At 53.1% G+C, this 13,140-nt stretch carries 12 protein-coding genes; all 12 read left to right on the top strand.

The genetic code is table 11. The annotated features are described in order from the left end of the window. Positions 1 to 199: 199 nt before the first annotated feature. The 12 genes from QOX44_RS15855 (at position 200) to QOX44_RS15800 (ending at position 13,140) form a co-directional block, all read left to right on the top strand. Positions 200 to 520 carry a PadR family transcriptional regulator gene (locus QOX44_RS15855; protein ID WP_283684574.1) on the top strand — a complete coding sequence of 107 codons (321 nt, stop codon included), beginning with the start codon at positions 200 to 202 and terminating at the stop codon, positions 518 to 520. After that, positions 513 to 1,460 carry an HAAS signaling domain-containing protein gene (locus tag QOX44_RS15850; protein WP_283684572.1) on the top strand — a complete coding sequence of 316 codons (948 nt, stop codon included), beginning with the start codon at positions 513 to 515 and terminating at the stop codon, positions 1,458 to 1,460. The genes QOX44_RS15855 and QOX44_RS15850 overlap by 8 nt, the downstream gene beginning before the upstream one ends. Next, positions 1,457 to 1,999: a hypothetical protein gene (locus QOX44_RS15845; RefSeq protein WP_283684570.1), complete on the top strand. Its 543-nt coding sequence runs from the start codon at positions 1,457 to 1,459 to the stop codon at positions 1,997 to 1,999. Before QOX44_RS15850 ends, QOX44_RS15845 begins: the two co-directional genes overlap by 4 nt. Before the next feature lie 71 nt (positions 2,000 to 2,070). Further along, positions 2,071 to 3,972 (top strand): excinuclease ABC subunit UvrC, encoded by a 1,902-nt coding sequence (uvrC, locus tag QOX44_RS15840; protein ID WP_283684569.1) that lies wholly within the window; start codon positions 2,071 to 2,073, stop codon positions 3,970 to 3,972. A 93-nt stretch (positions 3,973 to 4,065) separates the two neighbouring features. Beyond that, positions 4,066 to 5,004, top strand: coding sequence for an HPr(Ser) kinase/phosphatase (gene hprK / locus QOX44_RS15835; RefSeq protein ID WP_283684606.1), 939 nt, complete (start codon positions 4,066 to 4,068; stop codon positions 5,002 to 5,004). A 3-nt stretch (positions 5,005 to 5,007) separates the two neighbouring features. Beyond that, on the top strand, positions 5,008 to 5,940 hold the full coding sequence (locus tag QOX44_RS15830; protein WP_283684567.1) for an ROK family glucokinase: 933 nt from the start codon (positions 5,008 to 5,010) through the stop codon (positions 5,938 to 5,940). An 84-nt stretch (positions 5,941 to 6,024) separates the two neighbouring features. After that, entirely contained in the window at positions 6,025 to 7,965 is a 1,941-nt protein-coding gene (locus QOX44_RS15825) for a B12-binding domain-containing radical SAM protein (protein WP_283684565.1), read from the top strand. Further along, positions 7,940 to 8,653 (top strand): 3'-5' exonuclease, encoded by a 714-nt coding sequence (locus tag QOX44_RS15820; protein ID WP_283684563.1) that lies wholly within the window; start codon positions 7,940 to 7,942, stop codon positions 8,651 to 8,653. The genes QOX44_RS15825 and QOX44_RS15820 overlap by 26 nt, the downstream gene beginning before the upstream one ends. Before the next feature lie 130 nt (positions 8,654 to 8,783). Further along, a complete protein-coding gene (locus QOX44_RS15815) occupies positions 8,784 to 10,391 on the top strand; it encodes a VanW family protein (RefSeq protein WP_283684561.1) in 1,608 nt (535 codons plus the stop codon). 78 nt (positions 10,392 to 10,469) lie between these two features. Next, positions 10,470 to 11,486, top strand: coding sequence for an AIR synthase-related protein (locus QOX44_RS15810; protein WP_283684558.1), 1,017 nt, complete (start codon positions 10,470 to 10,472; stop codon positions 11,484 to 11,486). Next, a complete protein-coding gene (locus QOX44_RS15805) occupies positions 11,483 to 11,965 on the top strand; it encodes an Lrp/AsnC family transcriptional regulator (RefSeq protein WP_283684554.1) in 483 nt (160 codons plus the stop codon). The genes QOX44_RS15810 and QOX44_RS15805 overlap by 4 nt, the downstream gene beginning before the upstream one ends. Further along, positions 11,962 to 13,140: a pyridoxal phosphate-dependent aminotransferase gene (locus tag QOX44_RS15800; protein ID WP_283684552.1), complete on the top strand. Its 1,179-nt coding sequence runs from the start codon at positions 11,962 to 11,964 to the stop codon at positions 13,138 to 13,140. The genes QOX44_RS15805 and QOX44_RS15800 overlap by 4 nt, the downstream gene beginning before the upstream one ends.

The raw sequence follows: 13,140 nt of genomic DNA, 5'->3' as shown, positions 1-13,140 counted from the left end.
TGGCTGAACGGTTACATGGGCAGCGTCAGTGAGCAGGCGTGTTGCTCTCTGTCCACTGATGCTGCTATTTATTTTTATACAGTACTTGACAATATAAGGTACTGGGTATAATATACATATATAGGATGACAGCGACGTGAAAAAGGGCGCTGTACCAAAGCTATCATATATCAACAATGGCAGACAGGGGGGATGAATCATGAATCCTCAGTTTAAAAAGGGAGTCCTCGAGATGGTCGTACTCGTGGCTGTCAGCAGAAAAGATATGTACGGGTATGAGCTGGTGGCAGAGGTGTCACGTGTGATCGATGTGAATGAGGGGACGATCTATCCACTGCTCAAACGGCTGACGAATGAGCACTATTTTGAGACCTATCTGAGGGAATCATCCGAGGGACCGCCGCGCAAGTATTATCATCTGACTGCGGCAGGCGTACTCTACCGGGAGACGCTTGTGGGCGAGTGGCATGGTTTCTGGAAAAAGGTAAATGATTTTTTGGAGGAGAATAGCAATGAGTAAAGCGGAGTTTTTGCAGGAGCTGGAAAAACGGCTGCATGTGCTGAATGAAAAAGAGCGTCAGGATGTTCTGGAGGAGTATGCGCAGCATATTGACCTGAAGATCGCAAATGGGATGAGTGAGGAAGAGGCGGTAAAGGACTTCGGCAGTATAGAAGAACTGATCGCTGAGCTTCTGGATGCATACAGCATTAATGCGGCGTACGTTTCGGGAGGATCGCAGGAGCAGAAAGCGGACGGGGACAGGGAGAAGAAGCTGTATCAGAATGTCCGCAAAGCAGTAAATGAGACAGCGGAAAAGGCAGGACAGGCGGCGCAGAGCGCAGGAAAGGCCGCAGAGCGTGCCGGTACGAGACTCTGGCAGCTGATCAGACATTTTTTCCTGTTCTGGTGGAATCTGGCCTGTGCGGCGTGGGAGCGCATATGCAGGCTGGTACGTCGTCTGACAGGGCGTCCATCTGCGGAGGAGGCACAGTCAGAACAATATCAGCAAAGAGAGGAGGAACGGGAAAAAATGAGGGAAGAAAAATATGAGCGTCGGGAAAAACGGCGGGAGGAGCGGCGCAGACGATATGAGGAAGGTCTCGAACAACGCCGGGAGCGCCAGGCAGCGCGGATGGCAGGCACACAGGGGCGGTCCTGGCTGCGCAGGTTCTGGGATGGCTGCGTCCGGATCACATGGCTGTGCGCAGTATTTTGCATCAAAGGAGCTCTGCTCTTATGCGCGGCGCCATTTCTGGTGTTTGGGCTGTTTAGTCTGTTTGGCACGGGTATGGTTGCGGTGCTGATCGCACAGGGCTATCCGGTCGTCGGTATTGGCGTGGCTGCGCTGGGGCTGGTGCTGTGCACACTCGGGACCGTCGGGATCCTGCTTAGCTGGGTATTTACAGGTAAGAAAAAGCGGGAAAATAAGCAGGGATACAGAGAGGAGGAAACAAAATGACATTTCGAAAGAGTATGGCAGTTTTGATTTTGTTTGGAGTCCTGCTTACAGGTATCGGAGCAGGGATCGGATTTGCAGAGTACAGTGAGATGGAGTATCAGGGACACGTTTCTCTTGCAGGAGAAGAAATGCAGACAAAGCATCTCGTCTGGGAGCTTGGAACAGAAAAGTATGATACGCTCCGCCCGTATCTCTATTGGGCGTCTAATGATATTAAGGTGACGGAGGATAAGACAGTACCGCGTGATGAAGTATGGTTTGATGTGACGTACGCGAGTGCATACGGGGAGATTTATCTCGGGCATACGGAGGTCTATGAGGATACGGGCAGTTCCCGTGGGAAGACCGCCGAGGTCGGCGTATACTGGAAGGACGGACTGGAGTTTGAGGAGATGATGCAGCTTTTGATGGAATGCCGCGACCAGCTTCTGGGAGAACTCAAACAGCATAAATTCAGCACGTATGATTTTGATCGTTCCTACGATGTGGAGATCCGCATCAATCCGGCAAATGCGAAGCTTCTGGATGTGATGTGGTAATATCTTACGGAAAACCGGAAAGCTTCGCATCGGAGAAAGGCGATATATTGCATTTGAGAAAGGACACAGAAATGTTTAATATAGAAGAAGAACTGAAAAAACTGCCCGCGCGCCCGGGCGTCTACATTATGCACGATGAGCATGACGACATCATTTATGTCGGGAAGGCGATCAGCCTGAAAAACCGTGTGCGGCAGTATTTTCAGAGCAGCAGAGGAAAGAGCGTCAAGATCGTGCAGATGGTGGAGCGGATCCGCAGATTTGAGTACATCGTGACAGATTCTGAGCTGGAAGCGCTGGTGCTGGAATCGAATCTGATCAAGGAGCACCGGCCCAAATATAATACGATGCTAAAGGATGATAAGAGTTATCCATTTATCAAAGTTACCCTCGGAGAAGATTTTCCGCGGGTACTTTTTGCGCGCAGGATGAAAAAGGATAAGTCGAAATATTTTGGCCCGTATACGAGCGCAGCGGCAGTAAAGGACACGATCGATCTGATCCGAAAGCTGTATAAGCTGCGCACCTGTCAGAAGAATCTGCCCAGAGACTGCGGGAAGGAACGGCCGTGCCTGTATTTCCATATCGGGCAGTGTACGGCGCCCTGCCAGGGCAATGTCAGCAAAGAAGAGTACCGCAGATCGATTGACGGCGCTTTGGAGTTCTTAAATGGCAATCACGCTCCGGTGCTGGAGATGCTGCGCAAAAAGATGGAAGCTGCGGCGGAAAATATGGAGTTCGAGGAGGCGGCGGAGTACCGCGATCTGATAGAGAGTGTCAATCAGATCGCACAGCGCCAGAAGATCACGCATGGAGATGGAGAGGACAAGGATGTGCTGGCGCTTCGCGCAGACGGCAATGATGCAGTCGTACAGGTATTCTTTATCCGTGACGGAAAGATGATCGGGAGAGAGCATTTTTATCTGCGCGTTGCGCCGCATGATACGAAGGCAACCATTTTGGGAAGCTTTATCAAGCAGTATTATGCGGGAACACCGTTCGTTCCGCGTGAGCTGATGCTTGAGACAGAGGTAGAGGATCAGGAGATCATTGAAAAATGGCTCAGTGAAAAGCGTGGGCAGCGCGTATACCTGAAGGTGCCGAAAAAAGGGACGAAGGAGAAGCTTGTGGAGCTGGCAGGAGAAAATGCTTCGATCGTTTTATCACAGGACCGGGAACGGATCAAGAGAGAGGAAGGAAGGACGATCGGCGCTGTCCATGAGATTGAAAAGCTGCTTGGGATCGAGAGAGCCATGCGGATGGAGGCATTTGATATTTCAAATATCAGCGGTTTTGAGTCGGTCGGATCTATGATCGTATATGAGAAAGGCAAGCCAAAGCGCAGCGATTACCGCAAGTTCAAGATAAAAAGCGTACAGGGACCAAACGACTATGCAAGTATGGAGGAGGTACTTGTAAGACGCTTAACGCACGGGCTGGAAGAACGAAGGGAACTGGAGGAGAAGGGGCTTGGCTACGAGATGGGAAGCTTCAGCCGGTTTCCGGATCTGCTGCTGATGGACGGCGGACGCGGACAGGTCAACATTGCACTTGGCGTGCTGGAGAAGCTTGGTCTTTCGATTCCGGTCTGCGGTATGGTAAAGGATGATTTCCACCGGACGCGGGGGATTTATTTTAATAATCTGGAAATTCCGATCGATACGCGGTCAGAGGCGTTTAAGCTGGTGACGAGGATCCAGGATGAGGCGCACCGGTTTGCGATCGAATATCACAGAAGTCTGCGCAGCAAAGGGCAGGTCAGATCCATTCTGGATGATATTGAGGGGATCGGGCCGACGCGGCGCAAGGCGCTGCTGCGGACCTTTAAGACGCAGGAGGCGATACGGGATGCGACGCTGGAGCAGCTTGCAAACGCACCGTCAATGAACGCGCGCAGCGCGCGGCAGGTTTATGAGTTTTTTCATGCGCCGGATGCCTCTGTGCAGGTGACCGTGACGGAGGGAGAGGAATAGGAAATAAACACGCCTTACGTCTGGACAAAGCAGGAAGGAATTATTATAATAAAGAAGAAAATAGAACAGGAGGGTTTTGCAATGACAGGTATGGTGAGCAGTGTTACGCTCGAAAAGCTGGCCGATAAGATGAAACTGGAAAACCTGACTCCGGAGATCGACATGTCCGGAAAAAAGGTTGTTACTTCTGAGATCAATCGTCCGGCGCTTCAGCTTACAGGATATTTTGACCACTTTTATTCACAGCGCGTACAGATCATCGGATATGTAGAGTACACATATCTGGAGCATCTGACACAGGAGCAGAAGCTTCCTGTATACGAAAAGTTCTTGTCCTATCAGGTTCCGTGCATTATTTATACAACGATGATGCAGCCGGACGAGGACATGCTCCGCCTTGCGAAAAAATATGAGGTTCCTATTTTTTCCACGAAAATGACGACCTCTGATTTTATGGCGGAGATCATCCGGTGGCTGAACGTTGAGCTGGCTCCGTGTATTTCGATCCACGGGGTGCTTGTGGATGTGTACGGTGAGGGTGTCCTGATCATGGGTGAGAGCGGCATCGGAAAGAGTGAGGCAGCTCTGGAGCTGATCAAGAGAGGACACCGCCTCGTGACAGATGATGTGGTGGAGATCCGCAGAGTCAGCGATGAGACGCTGATCGGTACAGCGCCGGATATCACGCGGCACTTTATCGAGCTGCGGGGTATTGGTATCATTGATGTAAAAACGCTCTTCGGTGTAGAGAGTGTAAAGAATACACAGTCGATCGATCTGGTGATCAAGCTGGAGGAGTGGGACAGAGACAAGGAGTACGACCGGCTCGGTCTGGAGGAGGAGTACACAGAGTTCCTCGGAAACCGTGTGGTATGTCATTCCCTTCCGATCCGCCCGGGACGAAATCTCGCTGTCATCGTAGAGTCGGCAGCAGTCAACCACCGTCAGAAAAAGATGGGCTACAATGCGGCGCAGGAGCTTTACAACCGCGTACAGAACAGTTTAATGAAAAATGCAGGAAAGCAGGAATAAAAAATGAAGAAATATTGTTTTGGAATCGATGTCGGAGGTACCACGGTAAAATGCGGTCTGTTTGATGTGAGCGGAGAACTCCTCGACAAATGGGAGATCCCGACGCGCACAGAAGATAACGGCGTCCATATCCTCCCGGATGTGGCAGAAACGATTATGGCAAAGATCGCGGAAAAAGGACTGGAACGCGAGGAGATCGCAGGCGTCGGAGTCGGTGTGCCGGGACCGGTCAATGAGGCGGGAGAAGTGCCGTGCGCAGTAAATCTGCACTGGGGATATGTGGACATTGCAGGAGATCTCGGGCGGCTGACAGGCTTTCCGGTCAGGGCAGGAAATGACGCAAATGTGGCAGCACTCGGAGAGCTGTGGAAGGGCGGCGGCGCCGGTCATCACAGTATGATCATGGTGACGCTTGGCACTGGCGTCGGCGGGGGCATCATTATCAATGACAGGATCGTGGCAGGAGCACATGGGGCTGCCGGGGAGATCGGACATGCTCACGTAGAGGATGCAATTACAGAGCCGTGCAACTGCGGCAACTGCGGCTGTCTGGAGCAGGTAGCTTCCGCGACTGGTATCGTGCGTCTTGCCAGAGAGCTTCTGGCGTCAACGAATGCTCCGTCCGCACTGCGGGATACGGAGGTGACGGCAAAGGCTGTGTGGGATGCGGTAAAGGAAGGCGATGCACTGGCGATCCAGGTGGCAGAGCGCTTCGGTACATATCTTGGAAAGGCGCTTGCTGTTTTTGCCGCAGTGTCAGACCCGGAGATTATCGTGATCGGAGGAGGAGTTTCCAAGGCGGGAGAGATCCTTCTGGATTATGTGACGGGGCCGTACCGCAAATATGCGTTTTCTATGTGCCGTCAGACGGAGTTTGCACTGGCGACGCTCGGCAATGATGCCGGGATCTGCGGCGCAGCAAAGATGGTACTGTAATCTGTGATGATATAACGATCAGGCGGGTGCTGCAAAATAGATGCGTTTTGCGGCACCCCCTTTTCCGTGGAGAGACAGGGGACGATGAATAGTTTACTTGTGGCGATCAACGCCAAATACATACATTCAAATCTGGCTGTGTACAGCCTGAAGGCAGCGGCGGGAGCGTACGCAGAGATGGTTGAGCTGGCAGAGTATACGATCAACCACCATACGGATGACATCTTCCGGTCGATCTGGCGCAGACAGCCGCAGCTTTTGTTTTTTTCCTGCTATATCTGGAACCGCAGCGTGATCTGTGAGCTTGCGGCGAACCTGAAAAAGGTGATGCCGGAGCTTGTGATCTGGGTCGGAGGACCGGAGGTCTCCTATGACGCAGAGGCATTTCTGATGGAAAATCCGCAGTTTTTCGGTGTGATGTGTCAGGAGGGAGAGCGAACCTTTGCAAAGGTCCTGGAATATTATCTGACCCGGGAGGATGCTGCGGGCGTACCTGTGATGACGGATCAGAGGATCGTCCGGGAAACAAAGGAGCAGGGGGAAGGGAGCAGACCCGGGATGGCTCTGAAAGATATTGCCGGGATCGTATACAGGAATGGTGACGGGATCGTCACTACAGCGGCAGCGCCGCATATGGGTACGCTTGATGAGCTGCCATTTGTCTACGGGCAGCCATTTGTGCAGGAGCAGGAGGAGATATTCGCGAACCGGATCATCTATTATGAGAGCAGCAGAGGCTGTCCGTTTTCCTGCAGCTATTGTCTTTCTTCGCTGGACCGTACGGTGCGTTTTCGCAGTCTTTCCCTTGTAAAGCAGGAGCTTCTCTATTTTCTGGAGCGGCGCGTCCCGCAGGTAAAGTTTGTAGACCGCACGTTCAACTGCAGACACAGCCATGCGATCGAGATCTGGAAATTTATCAAAGAGCATGATAATGGCGTGACTAATTTTCACTTTGAGATAGCGGCTGATCTTCTGACTGACGAGGAGATCGCTCTGCTTGCCACGCTGCGGCCGGGACTGGTGCAGCTGGAGATCGGTGTGCAGACAACAAATCCCCGGACGCTTCGTGCGATCTGCCGCTCGGACAGCTTTGAAAAGATACAGAATGCGGTACAAAGGATCGCCGCCGGAGGCAATATCCATCAGCATCTGGATCTGATCGCCGGACTTCCGTATGAGGATCTCGACAGCTTTAAAAAATCTTTTGATGAGGTATATCGTCTGAAGCCTCAGGAGCTGCAGCTTGGTTTTCTGAAAGTTCTGCGCGGTTCCCGGATGCATCGCTGTGCGAAGGAGTACGGGATCCTTTACCGCAGCGAGCCGCCGTATGAGGTACTTGCGACACGGTGGATCTCCTGCGGGGAGCTGCTGCATTTAAAAGATATAGAAGAAATGCTGGAGGTTTATTATAACAGCCGCCAGTTTTGCTGCACCATAGAAGCTCTGGAGCAGCTGTTTGAGCGGCCGTTTGCCCTTTATGAGGCGCTTGCCCGGTATTACCGCGCGCACGGGGAGGATGGCAGATCCTATTCGAGACTGCAGCGCTTTGAGATGCTGCGCGGGTTCATCGCAGAGATAACAGCAGGAGACGGCCATACAGATGAAGAGAGGCGCCGCTTTGACGAGCTGCTGACGGTTGATCTGTACCTCAGAGAAAATGCGAAGACCAGACCGGACTGGGCGCAGGATCAGAAGGAGTACAGGGAGGCGATCGCAGCGTTTTATCAAAGCGGGGAGGGAGCGCGTCAATATCTGATGCAGTATGAAGACAGGACCTGGAAGCAGCTGATGCGGATGACACATCTGGAGCGCGTTTCATTGCAGACAGCCGCAGCGGCCGGCGTGGAAGTATCCGGTATCGAAGCCTCCCGGGAAGTCTGCGAGTCCGGCGTGTGGCTGCTGTTTGACTATCAGAAACGCAGTCCGCTCACAGGCAATGCGTCCGTGCAGTGTATCTTCAGGCCGGGGAAACAGGCGGGAGAAGGAACAGGAGGAAGAGATGGAAGACAGTTATGTAGCGTTTGATCTGGAGACTACGGGGCTGCGCCCGAAATACGACAGGATACTGGAGATTGGCGCAGTACGGGTAGAAGGCGGAGAAGTGACGGGGACGTATGAGACATTTATCGACTGCGGGATAGAGATCCCGCAGCGGATCACACAGCTTACCGGGATCACGCAGGAAATGATACAGGGCAGTCCGGGGACGCGGGAGGCTGTGGAGGGCTTTCTGGATTTTGCCGGGGAGGAGATCCTGCTCGGGCACAACGTACTGTTTGATTACAGCTTTATGAAGCGCAGCGTCGTAAATCTGGGCGGGACCTTTGAGCGCAGAGGGATCGACACGCTTGCCATATCGAGATCGTGCCTGCCGCAGCTGCCCGGAAAATCTCTGGATAAAATGGCTGCATATTATGGGATCACACAGGAGCAGCATCACCGGGCGCTGGATGACGCGCTGACTGCGGCAAGGCTGTATGAGCGTCTGAAGGAGGATTTTGGAGAGGATCACCCGGAGCAGTTTAAAGCGGTGCCGCTTGTTTTTAAGATTAAGAAGGAAAGCCCGATCACAAATTCACAAAAAGTATACTTGCGGGATTTATTAAAATATCATAGAATAGAAAATAACGTTAAAATCGAGATGCTGACGAAAAGCGAAGCTTCCCGGATGATTGACGGTATTATACTGGAGTATGGAAAAATGAAGAGGTGATCAATATGATGAACTTTAACAACTCTAAGACACAGAAAAAGATAGCGGCAGCGATCGTGATCATCATTGTGCTTGCGATGGTGTGCGGTTCCATTCTGCCGGCGCTCGGCATTTAAAGGGGATTTATTTTATGAAGAACAAATGGAACATAGCGGCAGGCGCGGCAGTGCTTTTGCTGTGCGGGCTTGGCAGTGCCGTATATGCGTCCTCTGGAGAGAGTGTGATCAGCGAGGGCGTCTTTATCGGAGATAAGGACGTAAGCGGGATGACGCCGGAGGAGGCGCAGGAGTATGTGGAGAGCGAGGTAGAGAAGCTGTCTTCTTCTGTGATCACGATACAGATGGGGGATTCCACTGTCTCAAAGAGCTGGGGCGAGCTTGGACTGAAATGGGACAACCCGGAGCTGATCGAGGAGATCAGTCAGCTTGGGCAGACGGGGAATATCGTGCGCCGCTACAAAGAGCAGAAGGATCTTCAGAATCAGAGTGCGAAATATGAGATAGAATATGAGCTGGATGAAGAGGCACAGGAGGCTTTCGTAGAGTCATGCGCACAGTTTAATTCCGAGCCGGTCGAGGGAACCTGCTACGTTGGAGAGGATGGCGGACTGCATGTAGAGGGCGGTACAGACGGCCTGACCCTTGATGCACAGGCGACTCTGGCGAGTCTGCAGGAGGAGATGTCTGACTACGAGGCAGGCGACCGGACGGTCGAGGCGATTGTGGACCGTGTCTCTCCGGTGGTCACAGCAGAGCTTCTGGAGCAGATGGATGATGTGCTCGGCTCGGCGACAACAGACTATTCGGCATCTTCAGCAGGGCGTGCAAAGAACGTTGAAAACGGCGTTTCCAAGCTGAACGGAACGCTGCTGCTCCCGGGAGAAAGTTTTTCGGTCACGGATGCGGTCGTGCCTTTTACAGCAGAAAATGGATATGAGCTGGCGCCGTCTTATGAGGCGGGGCAGGTAGTAGATTCCTATGGAGGCGGTATCTGCCAGGTGTCGACGACTCTTTATAATGCACTTTTAAAATCAGAGGTGCAGATCGATGCCAGATCAAACCACACGATGATCGTCAACTACGTAGATCCGTCCAAGGATGCAGCGATCGCGGAAGGTGTGATGGATCTTGCATTTACCAATACACTGGAATACCCGATCTATATTTCAGGATCTGCGTATGCCGGTACACTGAATTTCACTATTTTTGGCGTGGAGACGCGTCCGGCAAATCGTTCTATAGAATTTGTCAGCGAGACGACAGGGCAGACAGATCCGGCGCAGAATATCAAGCTTGTGGCAAAGACGGATCAGAATGTCGGCTACCTGGCGCAGGTGCAGTCCCCGCATCAGGGGCTGTCGGCAGTGCTCTGGAAAAATATCTATTACGACGGTGTTCTTTCTGAGACAATACAGGTGAACAGCAGCAATTATCAGGCGTCTCCGGCGATCTATGAGGTCGGAGTTGTGACAGATAATCAGGCGCTCGCAACGGCACTCTACGGGGCGATCGGGCAGAACAACCTTTCTCAGGTGCAGAGCATTCTGGCAAATGGCGTACAGCCGCAGACAGAAGCGCCGCAGTCAGAGACGACACAGACAGATGCGCCTCAGACGGATGCGCCTCAGACAGACGCACCACAGACCGAGGCGCCGCAGACAAACGCGCCTCAGACGGATGCACCTCAGGCAGATCCGCCGGAGGTATGGGATGAAGGCGGCGTGACAGTGATCGGCTAGGGCAATACAAAGAACAGAGCGTGCCGGAAAGGACCAACAGGGCGAAGCGTGTTTGCCCGGGCGAGGATACAGTAAGGGATGGGTGAGAGCATGCGGACAGGAAAGCTTGCAGAGGCAGTGCTTTTGCACAGCATTTTGAGACAACTGGATACAGAGACAGCGGATCATGCAGACCGGTATGGAGCCGACTGTGCGTTTCTTCCGCACAAAGGCGGCTGCGTATCTGCATATACAGCGGTGAGCGCGGTGCCTGGACTTGCATACAGGCCGGGTGCGCTTGCGGTTGCGGCAGCGAATAACCTGTCTGCTGCGGGTGCGCAGCCGGAGGCGCTTATGGTCCATGCAGTGCTTCCGACAGACTGCAGCGAGGCGGTGCTAAGGGAAGATATGCGCGGGCTGATCCGGGCCGCAAAGGCAGAAGGGATGCAGGTGCTCGGAGGGCATACACAGGTGTCCTCCGGTGTGAAGCGTCCCATGTACCATGTGACCGGGATCGGAAGCGCAGCGCAGCAGGGAGAGTGCGGCAGTGCGTCTGACCTGACCGGGGTGCGTCTCCTCAGGCCGGGAGATGCGCTTGTTATGACAAAGTGGATCGCGCTGGCCGGGACGGCGGCTCTCGCACTTTCTCATGCGGATGAGCTTGGCAGGAGATTCCCTGTCTCGCTTTTGGATCATGCCAGAGCGTTCGAGCAGCTGATGTCTGTGACAAAGGAGGCAAGAGCCGCCGGCAGCTTCGGTTCGTGTGCGATGCATGATCTGTCACAGGGCGGTATTTTTACGGCTTTGTGGGAGATGGCGCACAGAGCGGGCGTCGGGCTCGAGGTGGATCTGAAAAAGATCCCGATCCGGCAGGAAACCGTAGAGCTGTGTGAATATTTTGATATCAATCCATACAATCTGTATTCGGCAGGGGCTCTGCTGATCGGTACGGCGCAGCCGGAAGGACTCATTGCAGCGCTTGCAGAAGAGGGAGTGCCGGCAGCAGTGATCGGAAGGGCGACAGATGAGAACGGGCGCGTCATCCGAAATGGCGCAGAGATGCGTTTTCTTGACCGGCCGCAGCAGGATGAGTGGTACAGGAGGTTTGAGGAATGAGAGAACAGATTTTGACATTTCTGGAGAAAAACAGCAAGATCGATCTGCAGGAGCTGGCGATCCTGCTTGGGTCAAGCGAAGAGGTGATCGCAAATGAGGTGGCAAAGATGGAGCAGGAACAGGTCATCTGCGGCTATCATACACTGATTGACTGGGAGAAGACTTCCTCGGAAAAGGTGACGGCACTGATCGAGGTCCGCGTGACGCCGCAGAGAGGGCAGGGCTTTGACTCTATCGCAGAGCGGATTTACAATTACCCGGAGGTACAGTCCGTATATCTGATCTCAGGCGCATACGATCTGCTCGTGATCCTGGAGGGCAGGACACTTCGCGATGTCTCTGCATTTGTGAGCGACAAGCTCTCTACGCTTGATACGGTACTGAGCACAGCGACACATTTTATTTTGAAAAAATACAAAGACTATGGCACGATCCTGGGAAAGAAAGTCAAAGATGAAAGGATGCTGGTGACACCGTGAGAAATCCATTATCACAGAAAGTAATGTCTATTGAACCGTCCGGTATCCGCAAATTTTTTGATATTGCAAATGAGATGGAGGATGTCGTCTCTCTTGGCGTAGGGGAACCGGATTTTGATACGCCGTGGCATATCCGCGATGAGGGGATCTACTCTCTGGAAAAGGGGCGCACCTTTTACACCTCCAATTCCGGGTTAAAGGAGCTGCGCCAGGAGATCAGCCGCTATCTGAAGCGCCGCTGTCATCTCGACTACGATCCGCTCCATGAGATACTTGTGACGGTAGGAGGCAGCGAGGGTATCGATATTGCGCTGCGTGCGATGCTTGACCCCGGCGATGAGGTCCTGATCCCGCAGCCGTGCTACGTATCCTACCTGCCGTGTGTCGTGCTGGCGGACGGAGTGCCGGTGACGATAGAGCTGAAAGAAGAAAATCAGTTCCGGCTGACAAAAGAGGAGCTGCTTGAAAAGATTACAGACAAAACAAAGGTGCTGGTGCTCCCGTTTCCGAATAATCCGACAGGAGCAGTGCTGCGCAGAGAGGATCTGGAGGCGATCGCCGAGGTAGTGATCGAGCATGATCTGTTTGTGCTTTCAGACGAGATCTACTCAGAGCTTACCTATGGGGAGGATCATGTATCGATTGCAAGTCTTCCCGGCATGAAGGAGCGGACGCTGACGATCAATGGCTTTTCAAAGTCATTTGCAATGACCGGATGGAGACTTGGATATATCTGCGGACCGCAGGTGATCGTGGAGCAGATGACAAAAATCCACCAGTTTGCGATCATGTGTGCTCCTACGACGAGCCAGTATGCTGCTGTGCAGGCGCTGCGTCACGGAGATGAGGATGTGGCGCGCATGCGCGAATCCTACAACCAGCGCAGACGGTATCTGATGCATGCGTTTGCACAGATGGGGCTGAAATGCTTTGAGCCGTTTGGCGCATTTTATGTATTTCCGTGCATCAGGGAGTTCGGCTTAAGCTCTGATGAATTTGCAATGAGACTTTTGGAGGAAGAGCATGTGGCAGTCGTTCCGGGTACAGCATTCGGCGCCTGCGGCGAGGGATTTTTGCGTATCTCCTATGCATATTCGATCGAGGCGCTGAAAGTGGCCCTGGAGCGTCTGGAGCGGTTTATCCGCCGGCTGAGGGCGCAAAAGCAGGAGTGTTAG

The sequence above is a fragment of the Parablautia sp. Marseille-Q6255 genome, assembly GCF_951230155.1.
Taxonomy (GTDB): Bacteria; Bacillota; Clostridia; order Lachnospirales; family Lachnospiraceae; genus Choladousia.
Note: the sequence above shows the minus strand (reverse complement) of the source record. Positions and strands in the feature narration are given on the sequence as shown.

Excerpts from the sequence above, each read along its gene's own strand:
- QOX44_RS15815 (WP_283684561.1), top strand. The coding sequence starts at position 8,784 with ATGAAGAACAAATGGAACATAGCGGCAGGCGCGGCAGTGCTTTTGCTG.
- QOX44_RS15850 (WP_283684572.1), top strand. The coding sequence starts at position 513 with ATGAGTAAAGCGGAGTTTTTGCAGGAGCTGGAAAAACGGCTGCATGTG.
- QOX44_RS15825 (WP_283684565.1), top strand. The coding sequence starts at position 6,025 with ATGAATAGTTTACTTGTGGCGATCAACGCCAAATACATACATTCAAAT.
- QOX44_RS15830 (WP_283684567.1), top strand. The coding sequence starts at position 5,008 with ATGAAGAAATATTGTTTTGGAATCGATGTCGGAGGTACCACGGTAAAA.
- QOX44_RS15805 (WP_283684554.1), top strand. The coding sequence starts at position 11,483 with ATGAGAGAACAGATTTTGACATTTCTGGAGAAAAACAGCAAGATCGAT.
- QOX44_RS15855 (WP_283684574.1), top strand. The coding sequence starts at position 200 with ATGAATCCTCAGTTTAAAAAGGGAGTCCTCGAGATGGTCGTACTCGTG.
- QOX44_RS15845 (WP_283684570.1), top strand. The coding sequence starts at position 1,457 with ATGACATTTCGAAAGAGTATGGCAGTTTTGATTTTGTTTGGAGTCCTG.
- QOX44_RS15810 (WP_283684558.1), top strand. The coding sequence starts at position 10,470 with ATGGGTGAGAGCATGCGGACAGGAAAGCTTGCAGAGGCAGTGCTTTTG.
- QOX44_RS15820 (WP_283684563.1), top strand. The coding sequence starts at position 7,940 with ATGGAAGACAGTTATGTAGCGTTTGATCTGGAGACTACGGGGCTGCGC.
- uvrC (WP_283684569.1), top strand. The coding sequence starts at position 2,071 with ATGTTTAATATAGAAGAAGAACTGAAAAAACTGCCCGCGCGCCCGGGC.